At 70.1% G+C, this 18,375-nt stretch carries 17 protein-coding genes; 3 read left to right on the top strand and 14 right to left on the bottom strand.

Features of this window, described 5'->3' with window-relative positions:
• Positions 1-22: 22 nt before the first annotated feature.
• A complete protein-coding gene (gene cysE / locus RAMLITH_RS05875; RefSeq protein ID WP_168106345.1) occupies positions 23-796 on the top strand; it encodes a serine O-acetyltransferase in 774 nt (257 codons plus the stop codon).
• 35 nt (positions 797-831) lie between these two features.
• Here cysE and mog read toward each other — a convergent pair whose 3' ends face one another.
• Together mog and yjgA are read right to left on the bottom strand one after the other, a co-directional pair.
• Positions 832-1,428, bottom strand: a complete 597-nt coding sequence (mog, locus tag RAMLITH_RS05870; RefSeq protein WP_168106344.1) for a molybdopterin adenylyltransferase — start codon at positions 1,426-1,428, stop codon at positions 832-834.
• Positions 1,425-2,069, bottom strand: a complete 645-nt coding sequence (gene yjgA / locus RAMLITH_RS05865) for a ribosome biogenesis factor YjgA (protein WP_168106343.1) — start codon at positions 2,067-2,069, stop codon at positions 1,425-1,427. The genes mog and yjgA overlap by 4 nt, the downstream gene beginning before the upstream one ends.
• Before the next feature lie 52 nt (positions 2,070-2,121).
• Between yjgA and pmbA the strand changes: the two genes are divergently transcribed.
• The gene (gene pmbA, locus RAMLITH_RS05860) at positions 2,122-3,498 is read left to right on the top strand and encodes a metalloprotease PmbA (protein ID WP_168106342.1); all 1,377 of its coding nucleotides are present in this window, start codon (positions 2,122-2,124) and stop codon (positions 3,496-3,498) included.
• Positions 3,499-3,616: 118 nt separating this feature from the next.
• Here the strand turns inward: pmbA and RAMLITH_RS05855 are convergent, their stop codons facing one another.
• The 12 genes from RAMLITH_RS05855 to RAMLITH_RS05800 all read right to left on the bottom strand — a co-directional run bounded on the left by RAMLITH_RS05855 (position 3,617) and on the right by RAMLITH_RS05800 (position 17,262).
• Positions 3,617-4,063: a GatB/YqeY domain-containing protein gene (locus RAMLITH_RS05855; protein ID WP_168106341.1), complete on the bottom strand. Its 447-nt coding sequence runs from the start codon at positions 4,061-4,063 to the stop codon at positions 3,617-3,619.
• A 100-nt stretch (positions 4,064-4,163) separates the two neighbouring features.
• Entirely contained in the window at positions 4,164-4,376 is a 213-nt protein-coding gene (rpsU, locus tag RAMLITH_RS05850) for a 30S ribosomal protein S21 (protein ID WP_012346814.1), read from the bottom strand.
• A gap of 250 nt (positions 4,377-4,626) precedes the next feature.
• The gene (locus tag RAMLITH_RS05845; protein WP_168106340.1) at positions 4,627-5,859 is read right to left on the bottom strand and encodes a BaiN/RdsA family NAD(P)/FAD-dependent oxidoreductase; all 1,233 of its coding nucleotides are present in this window, start codon (positions 5,857-5,859) and stop codon (positions 4,627-4,629) included.
• Between the two features lie 32 nt (positions 5,860-5,891).
• A complete protein-coding gene (gene cobA, locus RAMLITH_RS05840; RefSeq protein ID WP_168106339.1) occupies positions 5,892-6,659 on the bottom strand; it encodes a uroporphyrinogen-III C-methyltransferase in 768 nt (255 codons plus the stop codon).
• Entirely contained in the window at positions 6,656-7,555 is a 900-nt protein-coding gene (gene ybiB, locus RAMLITH_RS05835; protein ID WP_168106338.1) for a DNA-binding protein YbiB, read from the bottom strand. Before ybiB ends, cobA begins: the two co-directional genes overlap by 4 nt.
• A gap of 60 nt (positions 7,556-7,615) precedes the next feature.
• Entirely contained in the window at positions 7,616-10,408 is a 2,793-nt protein-coding gene (locus tag RAMLITH_RS05830; RefSeq protein ID WP_168106337.1) for a molybdopterin-dependent oxidoreductase, read from the bottom strand.
• Complete coding sequence (gene nirD, locus RAMLITH_RS05825; RefSeq protein ID WP_168106336.1) at positions 10,405-10,764, bottom strand: nitrite reductase small subunit NirD; 360 nt, start codon at positions 10,762-10,764, stop codon at positions 10,405-10,407. The genes RAMLITH_RS05830 and nirD overlap by 4 nt, the downstream gene beginning before the upstream one ends.
• A complete protein-coding gene (gene nirB, locus RAMLITH_RS05820) occupies positions 10,757-13,258 on the bottom strand; it encodes a nitrite reductase large subunit NirB (protein ID WP_168106335.1) in 2,502 nt (833 codons plus the stop codon). The genes nirD and nirB overlap by 8 nt, the downstream gene beginning before the upstream one ends.
• Position 13,259: 1 nt before the next feature.
• Complete coding sequence (locus RAMLITH_RS05815; RefSeq protein WP_168106334.1) at positions 13,260-14,135, bottom strand: ABC transporter ATP-binding protein; 876 nt, start codon at positions 14,133-14,135, stop codon at positions 13,260-13,262.
• Positions 14,136-14,142: 7 nt separating this feature from the next.
• Positions 14,143-15,009: a nitrate ABC transporter permease gene (gene ntrB / locus RAMLITH_RS05810; protein WP_168106333.1), complete on the bottom strand. Its 867-nt coding sequence runs from the start codon at positions 15,007-15,009 to the stop codon at positions 14,143-14,145.
• A gap of 7 nt (positions 15,010-15,016) precedes the next feature.
• Positions 15,017-16,321, bottom strand: coding sequence for a CmpA/NrtA family ABC transporter substrate-binding protein (locus RAMLITH_RS05805; protein ID WP_168106332.1), 1,305 nt, complete (start codon positions 16,319-16,321; stop codon positions 15,017-15,019).
• A gap of 311 nt (positions 16,322-16,632) precedes the next feature.
• Complete coding sequence (locus RAMLITH_RS05800; RefSeq protein WP_168106331.1) at positions 16,633-17,262, bottom strand: ANTAR domain-containing response regulator; 630 nt, start codon at positions 17,260-17,262, stop codon at positions 16,633-16,635.
• A 78-nt stretch (positions 17,263-17,340) separates the two neighbouring features.
• On the opposite strand from RAMLITH_RS05800, the gene tsaD reads away from it, so the two are divergent.
• Positions 17,341-18,369 carry a tRNA (adenosine(37)-N6)-threonylcarbamoyltransferase complex transferase subunit TsaD gene (gene tsaD / locus RAMLITH_RS05795; protein WP_168106330.1) on the top strand — a complete coding sequence of 343 codons (1,029 nt, stop codon included), beginning with the start codon at positions 17,341-17,343 and terminating at the stop codon, positions 18,367-18,369.
• The last annotated feature ends 6 nt before the right edge of the window (positions 18,370-18,375 follow it).

Raw genomic sequence — 18,375 nt, 5'->3', positions numbered from 1 at the left:
GGGCACCAGCGATCCCATCATCATGTTCAGCCGCCTGCGTTCCGACATCCAGTGCATCTTCGACCGCGACCCTGCCGCGCGCAGCAAGTGGGAGGTGATCACGTGTTACCCCGGGCTGCACGCGCTGGTGCTGCACCGGGTGGCGCACTGGTTCTGGCGGCGCGACCTGCGCTGGCTGGGGCGCTTCACCTCGCACGTGTCGCGCTGGCTCACCGGCATCGAGATCCATCCGGGCGCGCGCATAGCCGACAAGGTGTTCATCGACCACGGCATGGGCGTCGTCATCGGCGAGACCGCCGAGATCGGCGAGGGCTGCACCATCTACCAGGGCGTCACGCTGGGCGGCACGTCGCTCACGAAGGGATCGAAGCGCCATCCGACGCTGGGCCGCAACGTCGTCGTCGGTGCCGGCGCGAAGGTGCTGGGCGGCTTCACCGTGGGCGACAACGCCAGCATCGGCTCCAACGCGGTGGTGACCAAGCCGGTGCCGGCCGGCGCGACGGCGGTGGGCATTCCGGCGCGCATCATCCAGGCGGAGGACCTGAAGCGGCGCGAGGAAGTCGCCAACCGGATGGGGTTCTCGGCCTACGGGGTGACGGAGCAGGACGATCCGCTGTCGCAGGCGATGAAGGGCCTGATCGACAACGCGTCGTCGCAGGAGCACCAGATCGCGCTGTTGTGGCAGGCGATCGAGAAGCTGTCCGAGAACGCCAAGGGGCCGGAGTGCGTGCCGGAGGACGCTGCGCTGAAGGAAGGCTTCGAGAAGGACAAGCTGACGCAGCTGGTGGGGAAGTAGGCGTCAGGAAGCCGGGTTCGGCTGTCGACTCTTCTTCAGCGGGCTGGCCGCACCGCCGACTTCGGCCGGAACGCCTTGCACACCTCGTCGTGCGTCTCGAGGTACGGCCCCCCGATCAGGTCGATGCAATAGGGCACCGCGGCGAAGATGCCCGGCACGCCCGCCTTGCCGTCGGCCTCGCGCAAGCCCTCCAGCGTCTCCTGGATCGACTTCGGCTGGCCGGGGAGGTTGATGATCAGGCTCTCGCCGCGGATCACGGCGCACTGGCGTGAGAGGATCGCCGTCGGCACGAACCTGAGGCTGATCTGCCGCATCTGCTCGCCGAAACCCGGCATCACCTTGTCGGCCACCGCCAGCGTCGCTTCGGGCGTCACGTCGCGCGGCGCCGGCCCGGTGCCGCCGGTGGTCAGCACCAGCGAGCAGCCGGCGTCGACCAGCTCGATCAGCGCCGCGCTGATGCCCGCCTGCTCGTCGGGGATCAGCCGCGCCTCGAACGTGATCGGGTTCTTCAGGGCGCGCCCCAGCCACTCCTTGAGCGCGGGCAGCCCCTTGTCCTCGTAGACGCCGCTGGAGGCGCGGTCGCTGATCGAGACGATGCCGATGCGGACGGGGTCGAATGGATCTGTGGTCATGGCGATGGCGCGAAGCCCGGCGGCGGGCCCTCCTGTTCGAGCTGTTGCCGCACCAGCTGGAAGATCTCCCGGTAGGCACGGCCATGGCGCGGCGCCAGGCCCCTCGACACCGCGTCCCGGTCGGCGGGCGCGTCCTTGCGCGCCTGGCGGATCAGCGCCCGCAGCTGCTGCGTGTCGGTTTCGGGATGGGCCGCGAGCCACTCCTGCAGCGCTTCGTCGTTCGTGATGAGCCTGTCGCGCCACTGTTCGGCGCGATGCAGCGCCAGCGCTTCGCTGGCGGAACCCTGGCGCTGCTCGTCCAGGGCGTCGCGGACTGCCTGCAGCGCGTCCTCGTCGAGCCCGCGCATGAGCTTGCCGACGAACTGCATCTGCCGGCGCTTGCCCTCGAAATTGGTGATGCGCTTCGCGTCGGCGAGGGCCTCCAGCAGTTTCTCGGGCAATTGCAGGCGCTGCATCAGGTCGGCGCGCAGCGTGAGCAGCGATTCGCCGAGCTTCTGCAGCTCGGCGCTTTCGCGCTTGAGGTCGGTCCTGCTCGGTTCGTCGCCGCCCTTGAGCTCAGCCTTGAGGGCGATGTCCTCGGCGCTGCCTTCGGCGATGAACTGGCCGCGGACGAAGTAGCCTTTTTTCGGTTTGCGTGGCATGGAGTGGAAGTGCGCCGCGGCGGCTGCGCGGCGCAAGTATCATAGCCGCGCCATGACAAAACCAGACGCCCGCGCCGACTCCGTGTTCGCCTACAGCCGTGCCGCTTTCGAGGACCTGGTCGACACCGCGCTCGCGCACGCGAAGAAGCTCGGCGCGACGGACGCTGGAGCGGAGGCTTCCGAAGGCTGCGGCCTGAGCGTCTCGGTGCGCAAGGGCGAACTGGAAAACGTCGAGCGCAACCGCGACAAGTCGCTGGGGGTCACGATCTACGTGGGCCAGCGCCGCGGCAACGCGAGCACGTCCGACTTCTCGCGCGCGGCCATCGAGCAGACGGTGCAGGCGGCGTACGACATCGCCCGCTTCACGGCGGAGGATCCGGTGGCCGGCCTGCCCGACGCGGACGACATCGCGCAACCCGGCGAGCAGCCCGACCTCGACCTGTTCCATCCCTGGGACGTCACCAGCGAGCAGGCGACGAAGATCGCCCTGGCTTGCGAGAAGGCGGCGTTCGCGACCGACCGCCGGATCACCAACAGCGAAGGCGCCGGGGTTTCGGCGCAGCAGAGCCACTTCTTCAGCTCGCACACGCGCGGCTTTCGCGGCGGGTATGCGAGCTCGCGCCATTCGATTTCGGTGGCGCCGATCGCCGGGACCGGGGACAACATGCAGCGCGATGCCTGGTACAGCTCGATGCGGGACGCGCGCGACCTGGCCGGCCCGGAGGCCATCGGCCGCTACGCGGCGGAACGGGCGCTGGCGCGCCTGAACTCGCGCAAGATCAGCACCCGCGAGTGCCCGGTGCTGTTCGAGTCGCCGCTGGCCGCGGGGCTGCTGGGCGGCTTCGTGCAGGCCGTGAGCGGTGGCGCGCTGTACCGGCGCAGCAGCTTCCTGGTCGACTCGCTGGGCAAGAAGGTCTTCGCGGGCCACATCGACGTGACCGAGGACCCGCACGTCCGCGGGGGCAAGGGCAGTGCGCCGTTCGACGAGGAAGGCGTGCGCACCAAGGCGCGCAAGGTCGTCGACGCCGGGCGCGTGGAAGGCTATTTCCTGAGCAGCTACTCCGCGCGCAAGCTGGGCATGAAGACCACCGGCAACGCCGGCGGGTCGCACAACCTGTCGCTCACGTCGCGGCTCACCGAGCCGGGCCACGGGCTGGTGGAGATGCTGCGCAAGCTGGGCACCGGCCTGTTCGTGATCGAGCTGATGGGGCAGGGCGTGAACTACGTGACCGGCGACTATTCGCGCGGTGCGAGCGGGTTCTGGGTGGAAAACGGCGAGATCGTGTTCCCGGTGGAGGAGATCACGATCGCCGGCAACCTGAAGGACATGTTCGCCGGCATCGAGGCCGTGGGCTCTGACGTCTACAACTACGGCGCGAAGAGCGTGGGGTCGATCCTGGTCGGGAAGATGAAGGTGGCCGGGTCGTAAATTCGCGAGGGCGAGGGGCCCCGCCGCAGGCGGGGATCGACCCGCGAATTTACGACCGAGGCTGGGGGGCTCGATGCCCCGCAGCCGCAGCCGACGCGAGGCAGGGCCTCCTCGTTCCTCAGCCCGCCAAAGCCGCCTTCACCGCCGCCGACACCTGGCCCATGTCGGCCTTGCCAGCCAGTTTCGCCTTGGCCGCGCCCATCACCTTGCCCATGTCGCCGGGCCCCTTGGCGCCGACCTCGGCCACGATCGCCTTCACCTGCGCGGCGATTTCCTCCGGCGACAGCCGCGCCGGCAGGTAGGCCTGCAGCACGGCGATCTCCGCCGCCTCGTTGTCCGCGAGGTCCTGGCGGCCGGCCTTCTCGAAGGCCTCGATGCTGTCCTTGCGCTGCTTGATGAGCTTGTCGACGATGCCGACCACGGCGGCGTCGTCCAGCTCGATGCGCTCGTCGACCTCCTTCTGCTTGATCGCGGCCGTCAGCATGCGGATGGCGCCCAGGCGCTGCGCCTCGCGGGCGCGCATGGCCGCCTTCATGTCTTCGGTGATCCGTTCCTTCAGGCTCATGTCGTTCTCCGGTGCGATGAATGAAAAAAGCCCGCGCGAGCGTCCTCAGGCGGGCTTGTGATCCTCGTCGGCGGCGCGGGCCGCCGGTGCTGCGGGAAGCTCAGTACAGCTTCTTGGGCAGCTGCATGCTGCGCACGCGCTTGTAGTGGCGCTTGACGGCGGCTGCCTTCTTGCGCTTGCGCTCGGCCGTGGGCTTCTCGTAGAACTCGCGGGCGCGCAGTTCGGTCAGGAGGCCCAGCTTCTCGATGGTGCGCTTGAAGCGGCGCAGGGCCACGTCGAAGGGCTCGTTTTCTTTTACACGGATCGTCGTCATCAGCGATTGAATTCCAAAGTGTGCGGCCAGAGGGTGCCTGGGAAGATCGGGCCCGGGCGCCGTAACCGCGAATTTCCCCAATGTATGGTGATCAGGCCCATTGGGGTTTGCCAGCAAAGCCCGACATTATAGCCTTCTGCCGCCAGCCGGCAAGGCGCCGGGATTCGGCGGGGCCGGCCACGGGGGCATCGGCGTCCCGGGAGGCACCGAATGGCGCGGGCCAGGCGGGCCCCAGCTCGACCGTTCGCCTTCAGCGTCCGGCTGCGGCCGCGGCGATGCCCTGGGCGCAGGCCCACGCGCTCGCCCAGGCCCACTGGAAGTTGTAGCCGCCCAGCCAGCCGGTGACGTCGACCGCCTCGCCGATGAAATGGAGGCCGGGCTGGCTCGACTCCATGGTCTGGGAGGAGAGGCCCCGGGTGTCGACGCCGCCGGCGGTGACCTCCGCCTTGCGATAGCCCTCGGTGCCATCCGGCACCAGGCTCCAGCGGGCGAGCCGCTCCGCCAGCGTCGCCAGGGCCTTGTCGCTCGCCTCGCCTACGGGCCGTTGCCATGCCGGGTCCTGCGCTGCCCACGCATCGGCCAACCGCGACGGCAACCAGGCCGCCAGCTCGTTGGCGACCAGCTTGCGCGAGCTCGCTTTCGCCCGCCGCAGTTGCGCCGCCACGTCCACGCCCGGCGCCAGGTCGATGCGGATCGGCTCGCCCTCGCGCCAGTAACTGGAGATCTGGAGCACGGCGGGGCCGCTCAGCCCGCGGTGGGTGAACAGCAGGTCCTCGTGGAACTCCATCCGGCTCTTCTTCTCGCCGGTGGCGATGGCCACCGGCAGCGACAGGCCCGCAAGCTGGGCGTAAGGCGCCCAGTCCGCGCTGGCAAAGGTGAGCGGCACCAGCGCGGGGCGCGGCGGCACGATGCGCAGGCCGAACTGGCGCGCGATCCGGTAGCCGAAATCGGTGGCGCCGATCTTCGGGATCGAGAGGCCGCCGGTGGCGATCACCAGATGGCGCCCCTGAACCGGCCCGCGCTCAGTGGCGAGCTCGTAGCGGGCGCCGCCTGGCGCTTCGACGCCATGCACTTCCTGGACGGTGCAGGGCTGCCAGTGGGTCACGCCGCCGGCGCCGCATTCGTCCAGCAGCATCCGGATGAAGTCTTCGGCCGAGCGGTCGCCGAACAACTGGCCCTTGTGCTTCTCGTGGAACGGGATGCCGTGGCGGCGCACCAGCGCGACGAAATCCGAGGGGGTGTAGCGCGACAGCGCCGAGCGGCAGAAGTTCGGGTTCTCGCCGAGGTAGTGCCGGTGCGGGGCCCTCGGGTCGAGGTCGCGGTTGGTGAAGTTGCAGCGGCCGCCGCCGGAGATGCGGATCTTTTCGGCGACCTTCTCGCCGTGGTCCACCAGCAGCACGTTCAGCCCGAGCTGGCCGGCGACGCCGGCGCAGAACAGGCCGGCGGCGCCGGCGCCGACGATCACGACATCGAAGGAATGCATGGGCGGCGAGTGTAGGGCCCGCCGCGCCCACCTCAGCCGAACTGCAGGCGCAGCGCCTGCGCGGCCGCGGCCACGCTGCCGATCACGTCGCCGACCACGATCACCGACGGGCTGGCGAGCGCGTCGCGCTCGATGGTCGCGGCCAGGTCACCGAGCTTCGTCACCACCTGGCGCTCGCCGGGCAGGCTGACGCGGTGCACCACCGCGACCGGGGTGGCCGCCGGCAGCCCCGTCAGCAGCTCGTCCTGGATGGTGGCCGCGCCGCTGACGCCCATGTAGATCACGAGCGTCAGTCGCGCCTCGCGCGCGGTGGCCGCCAGCGCGCGCCAGTCGGTGGCAGGCGCACCGTGCTGCCCGTGTCCGGTGATGAACAGCACGCCGTGCGCGTGGTCGCGGTGCGTGAGCGGCACTCCCAGCGCCGTGGCGGCGGCGAGGCCGGCCGTGATGCCGTTGACGACGCGCACCTGGACGCCGGCCTCGTGCAGCGCTTCCAGCTCCTCGCCGCCGCGGCCGAAGATGAACGGATCGCCGCCCTTGAGGCGCACGACCCGCTCGCCCTCGCGCGCCGCGGTGACCATCAGCTTGTGGATGAAGCTCTGCGGCGTGCTGCGGCAGCCGCCGCGCTTGCCGACGTGGATGACGCGGGCGCCGGGCGCGGCGAGGGCGACGACCTCGGGGCTCACGAGGTCGTCCACCAGCAGTACGGTGGCGGACTGGATCGCCTTCACCGCCTTGACGGTGAGCAGTTCGGGATCGCCGGGGCCGGCGCCGACCAGGGTGACTGTTCCGGGATGGGTCATGGGGAAGCCAGACGCAAGATGTGTTCCACCTGGGCGCCGATCGCCGCCGGCACCGGCTTGCGACCGGCCAGCACGTCCTGTGTATAGGCAGCCGTTGATTCGGCATCGATGTCGCGCGGAAGTTCCGGCAGCGTCGTGAGCGAGCCCGACTGGCGTTCCTCCAGCACTTCCCGCCGGCCCCGGCGGAAGCCCTCCATCGCCGGCAGCCGGCGCGCATCGGCGGTGGCTTCGCCCTCCGTGCCGCGCAGCAGCAGGGCCGACGCGCCCAGCGTCTCCAGGACTTCGGCCATGGCCGTGCCGTACTCGGCATGGGTGTAGCTGCTGACGATCACGGCCTCGCCTGCGCAGGGGTTCATCAGCTTGACGACGCTGTGGCTGGAATTGCGCAGCCCGATCAGCCGCCGCGCCTCCAGCAGCCAGGCGAGCCGCGGGTTGAGAAGCGCCGTCGGCACGTACGCGGCTTCGCCGGGGGCGACGGCCCGGACCTGCTCCAGCGGGTGGAGGTCCAGGGCGCGCAGCACCGATGCGGCGAACACGCGCCCCGATTCGGTGGGCGTTCCGTGCACCAGGACGGCCGCGCCGCGCCGCGCCAGCAGCAGCGCGAGCAATGGGGTCAGGACCGGCAGCCGGCGCGCACCGTTGTAGCTTGGCAGCACCACCAGCGGGCGCTCGCCGGCCGGGACCAGATTCAGGCGGGCGTGGGTGGCGTCGAGGAAGCCGCACAGCTCTTCGGGCGTTTCGCCCTTCAGCCGCATCGCGAGGCAGAACGCGCCTACCTCGAGATCGCTGGGCGCGCCATCGAGCACCTGCCCGAACAGGTCGGCTGCCTGCTCGCGCGTGAGCGGACGGCCGCCGCTGCGGCGGCCGATCTGCTTGATGTACTGGCTGATGCCCATGGGGAGGATTCTGCGCGATGCTTCATGACTTTCGGCTATGAGCTGATGCCCATGGGCGTTTCAGGGCGACGCCGGGGTCGCCGGCGGCAGGCTGGCGACGATCCGTTTCAGCTCGGGCACGCAGGAGCCGCACCGGGTGCCGCATTGCAACGCCGACTGGACGGAGGCGAGGCGCTGGCTCGCGCTGCCGGCGCACGCGGCCACGAACTGGCGGATGGCGACGTCGCCCACGCCCAGGCAGGAACAGACCTGCTTCGCCGTTTCCGCGACCGGCCGCGGCGGCGTCACGTCGGCGAGCAGTAACTGCCGCCCGTATGCCTGGGCCGGCAACTCCTGCAGCAGGAGCGGCCGGATCCAGGCTTGCGCACGGGTATCGCCGGCGAGCAGGAATCCTTGCAGCCGCCGCTCGTGGCCGGCACTGTCCAGCTTCATCGCCCGCCGTTGCCCGCGCTTCGCGTCCGCATAGCGCAGCACCTCGGCGCCGCCGAGCCGCAGCAGTTCCTCGATGCGCGCCAGCACGTCGCCGCCACAGGGCTCGTGGGCGGCCGCCCTCAGCAGCAGTCCCGACCGCTCGCGGCCGAACGGCACGCAGCTCGCGAACGGGAACCGATCGAGGATCTCTCGCATGGCCGCGCGCGCCGCCCAGAAGTCGTCCTCGGGCAGCCACGCCATGGCGACCAGCGACCAGGGCAGTTCCGCCTTGAGGATCTTCACGGCCGCATGTTTGAGCTCCGGCTGTTTCGACTGCGGGCAGAAGGCGGCCGTCGTGAGCGCGTTCACGCCGGCGAGCGGCTGTCCGGCGCCGGACTGGCCGCCCAGGAACTCCGGCCCCCAGTGCATCGCCAGGAAGGCCTGGCTCGGCGCCACCTCGTCGCTGGCTTGCACCGGCAGCACGATCGAGCCGCGCCGGCTGGTCACGTGCACCAGGTCGCCCTCGCGCAGCCCGCGCCGGGCGAGATCCTGCGGATGCATTTCGACGGCCGGCTCGGGAACATGGCCGAACAGGCGGCCGACGGTGCCGCTGCGGCTCATGCCGTGCCACTGGTCGCGCAGCCGCCCGGTCGTGAGCGAGAAGGGGTAGCGGGCCTCGCGCGGCTCCGCGACCGGCTGCCAGGCAACCGCCACGAAGCGCGCCCGGCCGTCGCCGGTGGCGAACCGGCCGTCCTGGTAGAGGCGCGCGGTCCCGGCCGATGCGGCGGCGGGCATGGGCCACTGCTGCGGGGCGCTTTCGATGAGCGCGTAGCTCATGCCCGTGATGTCGAGGTCGCGGCCGCGGGTCGACGCCCGGTGCTCGTTCCAGATGGACTCGGCGCCGGCGCAACCCGCGTCGGCGTCATAGGGAAACAGCGTCGGGCGGCCGGGGCGCAGCCGGGCTTCCAGCCGCCGCGCGAAGTCCACGGCGACAGCCCAGTCGTGGCGCGCCTGGCCCGGCGCCGGCACGGCCGGCCGGACGCGGCTGATGCGCCGCTCGCTGTTGGTGACGGTGCCGGTCTTCTCGCCCCAGGTCGTCGCCGGCAGCAGCAGGTCGGCCCGGTCGCAGGTGGCGGTGGTCGCGAACGCTTCCTGCACCACGACCAGTTCCGCCCGTTCCAGGGCCCGTCGCACGGTCGCCTGGCCGGGCATCGACTGCGCCGGATTCGTGCAGGCGATCCAGAGCGCCTTGATCTCGCCGTCGGCGGCAGCCTGGAACATCTCCACCGCCGTCTTGCCCGGCCGGTCCGGCACGCCTGGCAGGCCCCAGAGCGCGGCCACCTCGGCACGATGTTCCGCATTGGCCAGGTTGCGGTGCGCGGACAGCAGGCTGGCCATGCCGCCGACCTCGCGCCCGCCCATGGCGTTGGGCTGTCCCGTCAACGAGAAGGGGCCGGCGCCGGGCTTGCCGATCTGGCCGCTCGCGAGATGCAGGTTGATCAGGGCGGCATTCTTGGCGGTGCCGCTGGTGGACTGGTTCAGGCCCTGGCAATACAGGCTCAGCGTCGCCGCCGAAGTGGCAAAGAGCCGGGCGGCGGTGAGCAGGTCCTCCTTCGAGATGCCGCAGACCTGCGCGACCACGTCGGGCGTGCAGTCGCGGACCTGCGCCTTCAGTTCGTCGAAGCCGGTGGTGTGGGCGGCGATGAAGTCCTGGCGCACCCAGCCTTCCCACAGCATCACGTGCAGCATGCCGTTGAACAGCATCACGTCGGTGCCGGGCAGCAGCGCCAGGTGCAGGTCCGCCGCGGCGGCGGTCTCGGTGCGCCGCGGATCGCAGCAGACGATCTTCAGCCGGGGATTGGCCGTCCGCGCGTCCTCGATGCGGCGGAACAGCACCGGATGCGCCCAGGCGGTGTTGCTGCCGGCGATGAAGATGCAATCCGCCTGGTCGACGTCGTCGTAGCACGCCGGCGGCGCGTCGGCGCCGAGCGCCAGCTGGTACGCGGCCACGGCACTGCTCATGCACAGGCGCGAGTTGCTGTCGATGTTGTTGGTGCCGACGAGCCCCTTGGCCAGCTTGTTGAAGACGTAATAGTCCTCGGTGAGCAGCTGCCCGGAGACGTAGAAACCGACGGCGTCGGGACCGTGCTCGCCGATGATCCGGGCGAAGGTGTCGCTGGCGAAGCCTAGCGCCTGGTCCCAGGTCACGGGCTGCGGCCGCCCGCCGCGATGCTCGCGGCGCATCGGTTGCAGCAGCCGGGCGTGCCGCGTCACCGGCGCCGTCGCGGTCAGGTGCAGCGTCGAGCCCTTGGTGCACAGTCGCCCGAAGTTCGCCGGGTGCCGGGGGTCGCCGCGCACGCCGGTGATCCGGTCGCCGTCGGACTCGATCACCACACCGCAGCCCACGCCACAGTAGGGGCAGGTAGATCGGGTTTCCTTCACGTGGTCGACGGCACCGGCGTGTCGACCGCGTGGTGCGCGAGTTCCGCTGCATCGAGGAACACGGTGCCGGCTTCGACCTTGCACGCGAACTTCGGGACGCAGCCTTCGTCCGGTGCCTTGGCGCAGCCGTCCTGCAGCCCGATGGTCCAGTTGTGCAAGGGGCAGGCGACGCTGGTGCCGAACACGATGCCTTGCGACAGCGGGCCGCCCTTGTGCGGGCAGCGGTCCAGCACGGCGAAAACCTGGCCGCTGTCGTTGCGGAACACGGCGATGTCCGGCCCGCTGGAGCGCGCAACGCGCCGCGACCCCAGCACGGGAATGTCGTCGACGCGGCAGATCACCGTCCACTCAGTCATTGCGAATGCCTTCCGTGGTTTCCCGTGGCGCTTTCGGCGCACCGCCTGCGTGCGCCGCTCGCGGCGGCTCGATCCGGGCGAACTGGCGCGTGTCGACCCGCGCGCGATCGAAGTCGAACCACGGATCGGGCTCGCCGTCGAGGCTGAACTGCAGCCGTTCCCACAGCGCCCTGCGACCTTCGTGGTCGCCCAGCACCTTCTGCTTCACGTGGTCCAGCCCCACGCGCTCGATGTAGTGCACGGTCCGCTCGAGGTACCAGCCCTCCTCGCGATACAGTTGGAGGAAGGCGCCGGCGTACTCCAGCACCTCGGCTGACGTCCTGACCTTGCACAGGAACTGTGCGACCTCGGTCTTGATGCCGCCGTTGCCGCCGACGTGGATTTCCCACCCCGAATCGACGCCGATCACGCCGACGTCCTTGATGCCGGACTCGGCGCAGTTGCGCGGGCAACCCGAGACGGCCAGCTTGACCTTGTGCGGCGCGTACATCCGCCACAGCGCGCGCTCGAGGTCCTTGCCCATCCGGGTGGAGTCCTGCGTGCCGAAGCGGCACCATTCGCTGCCCACGCAGGTCTTCACGGTGCGCAGCGCCTTCGCGTAGGCATGGCCCGACGGCATGCCGATGTCGCGCCACACGCCCGGGAGGTCCTCCTTCTTCACGCCCAGCAGGTCGATGCGCTGCCCGCCGGTGACCTTGACGGTGGGGATGCGGTATTTGTCCACGACGTCCGCGATGCGGCGCAGCTCGTCCGCCGTGGTCTCGCCGCCCCACATCCGCGGCACCACCGAGTACGTGCCGTCCTTCTGGATGTTGGCGTGGCTGCGCTCGTTGACGAAGCGGCTCTGCGGATCGTCCTTCGCTTCCTTCGGCCAGGTGGAGAGCAGGTAGTAATTGACGGCCGGCCGGCAGGTGGCGCAGCCGTCCGGCGTGCGCCATTCCATGAAACGGAAGGCGTCGGCGATCGTCAGCAGCCGGTGCTCGCGGATCGCGTCGCGCACCTCCTGGTGGCTGTGGTCGGTGCAGCCGCACAAGGCCTTCTTCTTCGGCGCCGCCGAGTAGTCGCCGCCGGCGGTGAACATCAGGATCTGTTCGACCAGGCCGGTGCAGGAGCCGCAGGAGGCGCTGGCCTTGGTGTGCTTGCGGACTTCGTCGATCGTGAACAGGCCCTTGTCCTTGATGGCCTTGCAGATCGTGCCCTTGGTGACGCCGTTGCAGCCGCACACTTCGGCGTCGTCGGCCATGGCGGCGGCCCGGGTCTGGCCTTGATGGCCGCCGTCGCCCAGGCTGGACTCGCCGAACATCAGCTTGTCGCGGATGCCGCCGACGCTGCGCCCTTCGCGCAGGAGCTTGAAGTACCAGCTGCCGTCGACCGTGTCGCCGTACAGGCAGGCGCCGACCAGCTTGTCGTCCTTGATCACGAGCTTCTTGTAGACGCCGCCGCCGGGATCGGACATCACGATTTCCTCGGTGCCTTCGCCGCCCATGAACTGGCCGGCGCTGAAGAGGTCGACGCCGGTCACCTTGAGCTTGGTGGAAGTGAGCGAACCCGTGTAGCGGCCGATGCCGAACTGCGCCAGGTGGTTGGCCGCGACCTTGGCCTGCTCGAACAGCGGCGCCACCAGGCCGTAGGCGACGCCGCGGTGGGCGGCACACTCGCCCACGGCGTAGACGCGGGCGTCGGTCACCGTCTGCATGGTGTCGTGCACGACGATGCCGCGGTCGACGTGCAGCCTCATCTTTCCGGCCAGCTCGGTGTTCGGGCGGATGCCGACGGCCATCACGACCAGGTCGGCGTCGACCTCGCTGCCGTCCTTGAAGCGGATGGCCCTGACCCGGCCGTCGTCGCCGCCGACCAGTTCCTGCGTCTGGGAGCCGATCATGAACTTGAGGCCGCGCTCCTGCAGCGACTGCTGCAGGAGCCGCCCGGCGACGTCGTCGAGCTGGCGCTCCATGAGCCAGGGCATCACGTGCACCACCGTGACGTCCATGCCACGCTTCATCAGGCCGTTGGCCGCTTCGAGGCCGAGCAGGCCGCCGCCGATGACGACTGCCTTGCGGTACTTGCGCGCCGCTTCGATCATCGCGGTGGTGTCCGCGATGTCGCGATACGCGATCACGCCTTGCAGTTCCCTGCCCGGGACCGGCAGGATGAAGGGATTGGAGCCGGTGGCGAGCAGCAGCCGGTCGTACGCTTCCTCGGTGCCGTCTTCGGCGCGCACGACCCGGCGCACCCGGTCGACGTCGACCACCTTCCTGCCGGCATGCAGGCGGATGCCGTTCTGCCGGTACCAGTCCCACGAGTTGAGCACGATCTCGTCGAGCGTCTGCTCGCCGGCCAGCACCGGGGACAGCAGGATCCGGTTGTAGTTGGGGTGCGGCTCCGCGCCGAACACCGCGATGTCGTACAGCTCGGGCGCCACCTTCAGCAGTTCCTCGATGGTGCGGACGCCGGCCATCCCGTTGCCCACCATCACCAGCTTCGATCGTTTCACTTCACTCTCCCATGGATGCGGCTGCCGGTGCGGCTGCACGGGCCCTGCCGGGCCAGGCGGCGGTTGCGGCCCGGCCGGGTGCGATCGGCTCCACCTTGCGCTGCTTCTCGTACAGGAAGGCGAGGATCTCCTGCCGGCAGTGGTTGTAGACCCGGTCCTCGGCCAACTCGATCCGGTTGCGCGGACGGGCGAGGGGGACCTGCATGATCTGGCCGATGGTCGCGGACGGGCCGTTGGTCATCATGACGACGCGATCCGACAGCAGCACGGCCTCGTCGACGTCGTGCGTGATCATCAGCACGGTGTTGCCGAGTCCGGCCTGGATGCGGATCACCTCGTCCTGGAGGCGGGCGCGGGTCAGCGCGTCCAGCGCGCCGAACGGCTCGTCCAGGAGCAGCACCTTGGGCTCCATCGCCAGTGCGCGGGCGATGCCGACGCGCTGCTTCATGCCGCCGGAGATCTCCGACGGCAGGCGGTCGAGCGCATGCGACATGTTCACCATGGCCAGGTTGTGCAGCACCCAGTCGCGGCGCTCGGCGGCGGTGCGCGAGCCACGGAAGATCTTGTCCACCGCCAGTGCGACGTTCTCGCGCACCGTCAGCCATGGCAGCAGCGAGTGGTTCTGGAACACCACCGCCCGGTCGGGTCCGGGTGCGTTCACTTCCCTGCCGTCCAGGATCACGCCGCCCGAGGTGGCCTGCAGCAGGCCGGCGACGATGTTGAGCACCGTCGACTTGCCGCAGCCCGAATGGCCGATCAGGGAGATGAACTCGCCGCGCGGGACGTCCAGGTTGATGCCCTTGAGCACCGGGTTGACGGCGCCGCCCCGGCTGAAGGTCATGTCGACCCTCGAAATCGAAAGATACGCGTTGGCCATGGCGTGCTCAGCTCGCGGACGTGCCGCGCGTCACCTTGCGGCCGATGGATGCCACCACGCGGTCCAGCGCAAAGCCGACCAGCCCCACGCAGACCAGCGCGAGGATGATGTCGCTGATGCGCGAGGAGTTCCACGCGTCCCAGATGAAGAAGCCGATGCCGACGCCGCCGATCAGCATCTCGGCGGCGATGATGGCCAGCCAGGAGAGCCCGACCCCGATGCGCAGCCCCGAGAAGATGGACGGGGCGGCGGCCGGCAGCATGACCTTCGCGAAGTACTCGAAGCCGTTCAGCCGGATCACCCGGGCGACGTTGCGATAGTCGTCCGGGATGTTGCGGATGCCCACCGAGGTGTTGATGATGATCGGCCAGACCGAGGTGATGAAGATCACGAAGATGGCCGAGGGATGGCCATCGCGGAAGCCCGCCAGCGAGATCGGCAGCCAGGCCAGCGGCGGCACCGTGCGCAGCACCTGGAACAGCGGATCGAGCCCGCGCAGCGCCCAGGAGGACTGCCCGACCAGCACGCCCAGGCACACCCCGGCGACCACCGCCAGCGAGTAGCCGTAGGCGACGCGCTTGAGGCTCGCGAGCAATTGCCAGGCGATGCCCACGTCGTTGCCACCGTGGTCGTGGAACGGGTTGGCGATCAGTTCCCAGGTGTCGGCAATCACCTGGGTCGGACTGGGCAGCGACGCGCCCGGGCGCGAGCCGAGCAGTTGCCAGACCAGCAGCAGCACGCCCAGGATGACGAGCGGCGGCAGCACGTGCGCCGCGCAGCCGCGTGCCGCGTTCGCCATCCAGGCGGCGAGGGCGGCCCGGTGGCGCGGCGGATTGGCGAGCCGCAGCGGCTCGATGGATTCGACGTGGTTCATGGCGTGGTCAGGCGGACTTCAGGTACTTGATGGAGAGGCTGTCGAGGTACGCCTTCGGGTTGGCGGGGTCGAAGACCTTGCCGTCGAAGAACTTCTCGACGCCGCGCGAGGTGGACGCGGGGATCTCCTTCGACGGGACGCCCAGTTCCTTCGCCGCGGCGCGCCAGAGGTCCTCGCGGTTGACCTTGGCGATCAGCGCGTTGGTGTCCAGGTTCGGCGGCAGGTAGCCCCATCGGATGTTCTCGGTGAGGAACCAGAGGTCGTGGCTGCGGAACGGATAGCTGGCGAAGTCCTTCCAGTAGCGCATCTGGTGCGGACTGTTCGCGACGAGGCGGCCGGTGCCGTAGTCGAAGTCGCCTTTCATGCGGTCGACGATGTCGGCGACCGGCGCGTTGATCCAGCGCCGGCGCGAGCAGATCTCGGCCACCTCCTCGCGATTCTTCGGGTCCTCGCAGTACATCTGCGCTTCCATCACGGCTTTCAGCAGCGCCTTGGTCGAGTTCGGATTGGCGGCGACGTAATCGGCGCGCATCGCGAAAGCTTTCTCCGGGTGGTTCTGCCAGATCTCGCTGGTGGTGTTGGCCGTGTAGCCGATCTTCTGGTGAATGAGCTGGTGGTTCCACGGCTCGCACACGCAGAACGTGTCCATGCTGCCCACTTTCATGTTCGCCACCATCTGCGCTGGCGGCACGACGATGGTGGAGATGTCGCGGGTCGGGTCGATGCCGCCGGCGGCGAGCCAGTAGCGCAGCCACATGTCGTGCGTGCCGCCGGGGAAGGTCATCGCGGCATTGACCGGCTTGCCGGTCTTCGCCGCCTTCGCCAGGAGCGCCTTCCTGAACTCGCGGGTGTCGAGTCCCACCTTCAGGTCCCGGTATTCGTTGCCGACCGAGATGCACTGGCCGCCGAGGTTCAGGCGCGCCAGGATCGCCATCGGCACCGGCACGTTGTTCGCCGTCACGGCCCCGGTCGTGATCAGGTAGGGCATCGGCGTCAGGATGTGGGCGCCGTCGATGCCACCGCTCCTGGAGCCGAGCACCAGGTTGTCGCGGGTCGCCCCCCAGGACGACTGCTTGAGGACCTCGACGCCGGTCATGCCGTGCTTCCTGAAGAGCCCCTTCTCGTCGGCAACGAACAGCGGCGCGGCGTCGGTCAGGGCAATGAAGCCGAGCCTGGCCGTCCTGGTCTCGAGCGCGCCGCCCTGCGCGGACGCCGCGATCGGCCACAGCCCGCCGGCGATCCCGGCGCCGGCCGCCGCGGCCCTGATGACCGACCGGCGCGACCAGCCCGTGTTGTCGAATGTGCGTTGCATCACTGCTCCTGTCCTGAAAGCACCAGAAAAACCAGAACGGCGTCCACCCTCCACCCGGGTGCCGGGCAGGGATGGACGCCGTTGTCCACTTCGGATCCGCGCCGCCGTTGGCGCGAGCCGCGTGACCTTATGCAGGGAGCGTGCCAGGATCCCGCCGGGCGCGCACAGCCGGAGGCAGGGCCGCGAGGAACGCGAAGGAAGGAGGCGAGCCGTGCGCGTCGGTGCCGAGAGCGTCGCGTGTGCACTCAAAGCGTGCGCAGGTGCGCACCGTGCACCGTCTTCGGCCTCGCGTGCGCGCGGGCGACCGTAGCTCACGACAGGTCGGCGACGTCCAGGATCCGCTGGGCCACGTCGCGCAGCCTGAGGCCCCTGTCCATCGCGGCGCGGCGCAGCCTGGCGTAGGCCTCGCCCTCGCCCAGGCGCTGCCGCTCCATCAGCACGCCCTTGGCCCGCTCGACCACCTTGCGCTCCTCGAGCTCCGATTGCGCGTCGGCGAGTTCGCGCCGCAGCCGCTGCTCGTGCCGGAAGCGGGCCATCGCCACCGCCAGGACCGCACCGATGCGCCCCGGCGCGAGTCCGGCGATCACGTAGCCGCAGACGCCGGCGGCGACCGCGTCGGACACGTGCGTGACGTCCCCGTCGTCGGTGAACAGCACGATCGGTCGTCGCCGGTCCCGCGTCGCGAGCACGACGTGCTCCAGCGCAGCGCGCGCATCGCTCTCGGCATCGACGACGATCAGGTCCGGGTCCAGCTGGGCCACGCGTTCCCCCGGCAAGGCGTCGGCCGGCAGCACGGCCACGATGGTGCAGCCGTTCTCCAGCAGGCTGCCTTGCAGCAGGCGCGAGCGCTCCGCCTGCCGCTCGGCCTCGGGCCGGGCATCGGCTGACGCGGGCGAATCGGGTGCGACGACGAGGATGCGGAGGGCCGGGCCAACTGTCATGCGGGCACGCCGCGCAAGAAGCACGCCAGGATGACCCTGCGTCCCGCGCGCCGCAGCCGTTCACCTACACTGCCAGCCATGCTGGTCCTGGGTATCGAGTCCTCCTGCGATGAAACGGGCGTCGCGCTGGTCCAGGCGCGCGCCACCGGCGTGCCGGTGCTGCTGGCCGACGCGCTGCACAGCCAGATCGCGATGCACCAGGCCTACGGCGGCGTAGTGCCCGAGCTCGCCAGCCGGGACCACATCCGCCGCGTGCTGCCACTCACCGAAAGCGTGCTCGCGCAGGCGCAAGTGGACCTGCGGGCGGTCGACGTGGTGGCGTTCACGCGCGGGCCGGGCCTCGCCGGCGCGCTGCTGGTGGGTGCCGGCGTCGCCTGCGCCCTGGGCGCGGCGCTCGACAAGCCGGTGCTGGGCGTGCATCACCTGGAAGGGCACCTGCTGTCGCCGTTCCTCGGCAGCGACCCGCCGGAGTTCCCGTTCGTGGCGCTGCTGGTGTCCGGTGGCCATACGCAGCTGATGCGCGTCGAAGGCGTGGGGCGGTACGAACTGCTGGGCGAGACCATCGACGACGCCGCGGGCGAGGCGTTCGACAAGTCGGCCAAGCTGATGGGGCTGGGCTACCCGGGCGGGCCGGCGCTGGCGCGGCTGGCCGAGCAGGGCGACCCGGCGGCGTTCAAGCTGCCGCGGCCGTTGCTGCACAGCGGCGACCTGGATTTTTCGTTCGCGGGGCTGAAGACCGCCGTGCTGACGCAGGCGAAGAAGCTCGGCGCGGACCTCGAGGCGCGCAAGGCCGATCTCGCGGCGTCTGCGCAGGCCGCGATCGTGGAGGTGCTGGTGAAGAAAGCGATGGCCGCGCTGGACCACGCCGGACTGCAACGGCTGGTGGTGGCCGGCGGCGTGGGCGCGAACCGGTCGCTGCGGGCGCAACTGGGCGCGGCGGCCGGCAAGCGGAACGTGCGCGTGCACTATCCCGAGCTGCAGCTTTGCACCGACAACGGCGCGATGATCGCGATGGCCGCGGCGATGCGCCTGGCTTCAGGCTTCGCAACGGCCAGCCGGTCGTACGCCTTCGACGTCAGGCCGCGCTGGCCGCTCGCGGAAATCTAGGAACCT

The sequence above is a fragment of the Ramlibacter lithotrophicus genome (genome assembly GCF_012184415.1).
In the GTDB taxonomy this organism is placed as follows: Bacteria; Pseudomonadota; Gammaproteobacteria; order Burkholderiales; family Burkholderiaceae_C; genus Ramlibacter; species Ramlibacter lithotrophicus.
Note: the sequence above shows the minus strand (reverse complement) of the source record. Positions and strands in the feature narration are given on the sequence as shown.

Coding starts and splice junctions, on each gene's coding strand:
- nirD (WP_168106336.1), bottom strand. CDS start 10,764: ATGACTGAGTGGACGGTGATCTGCCGCGTCGACGACATTCCCGTGCTG.
- RAMLITH_RS05805 (WP_168106332.1), bottom strand. CDS start 16,321: ATGCAACGCACATTCGACAACACGGGCTGGTCGCGCCGGTCGGTCATC.
- cysE (WP_168106345.1), top strand. CDS start 23: ATGTTCAGCCGCCTGCGTTCCGACATCCAGTGCATCTTCGACCGCGAC.
- rpsU (WP_012346814.1), bottom strand. CDS start 4,376: ATGACGACGATCCGTGTAAAAGAAAACGAGCCCTTCGACGTGGCCCTG.
- ntrB (WP_168106333.1), bottom strand. CDS start 15,009: ATGAACCACGTCGAATCCATCGAGCCGCTGCGGCTCGCCAATCCGCCG.
- RAMLITH_RS05855 (WP_168106341.1), bottom strand. CDS start 4,063: ATGAGCCTGAAGGAACGGATCACCGAAGACATGAAGGCGGCCATGCGC.
- RAMLITH_RS05815 (WP_168106334.1), bottom strand. CDS start 14,135: ATGGCCAACGCGTATCTTTCGATTTCGAGGGTCGACATGACCTTCAGC.
- pmbA (WP_168106342.1), top strand. CDS start 2,122: ATGACAAAACCAGACGCCCGCGCCGACTCCGTGTTCGCCTACAGCCGT.
- RAMLITH_RS05800 (WP_168106331.1), bottom strand. CDS start 17,262: ATGACAGTTGGCCCGGCCCTCCGCATCCTCGTCGTCGCACCCGATTCG.
- tsaD (WP_168106330.1), top strand. CDS start 17,341: ATGCTGGTCCTGGGTATCGAGTCCTCCTGCGATGAAACGGGCGTCGCG.
- mog (WP_168106344.1), bottom strand. CDS start 1,428: ATGACCACAGATCCATTCGACCCCGTCCGCATCGGCATCGTCTCGATC.
- RAMLITH_RS05845 (WP_168106340.1), bottom strand. CDS start 5,859: ATGCATTCCTTCGATGTCGTGATCGTCGGCGCCGGCGCCGCCGGCCTG.
- cobA (WP_168106339.1), bottom strand. CDS start 6,659: ATGACCCATCCCGGAACAGTCACCCTGGTCGGCGCCGGCCCCGGCGAT.
- yjgA (WP_168106343.1), bottom strand. CDS start 2,069: ATGCCACGCAAACCGAAAAAAGGCTACTTCGTCCGCGGCCAGTTCATC.
- ybiB (WP_168106338.1), bottom strand. CDS start 7,555: ATGGGCATCAGCCAGTACATCAAGCAGATCGGCCGCCGCAGCGGCGGC.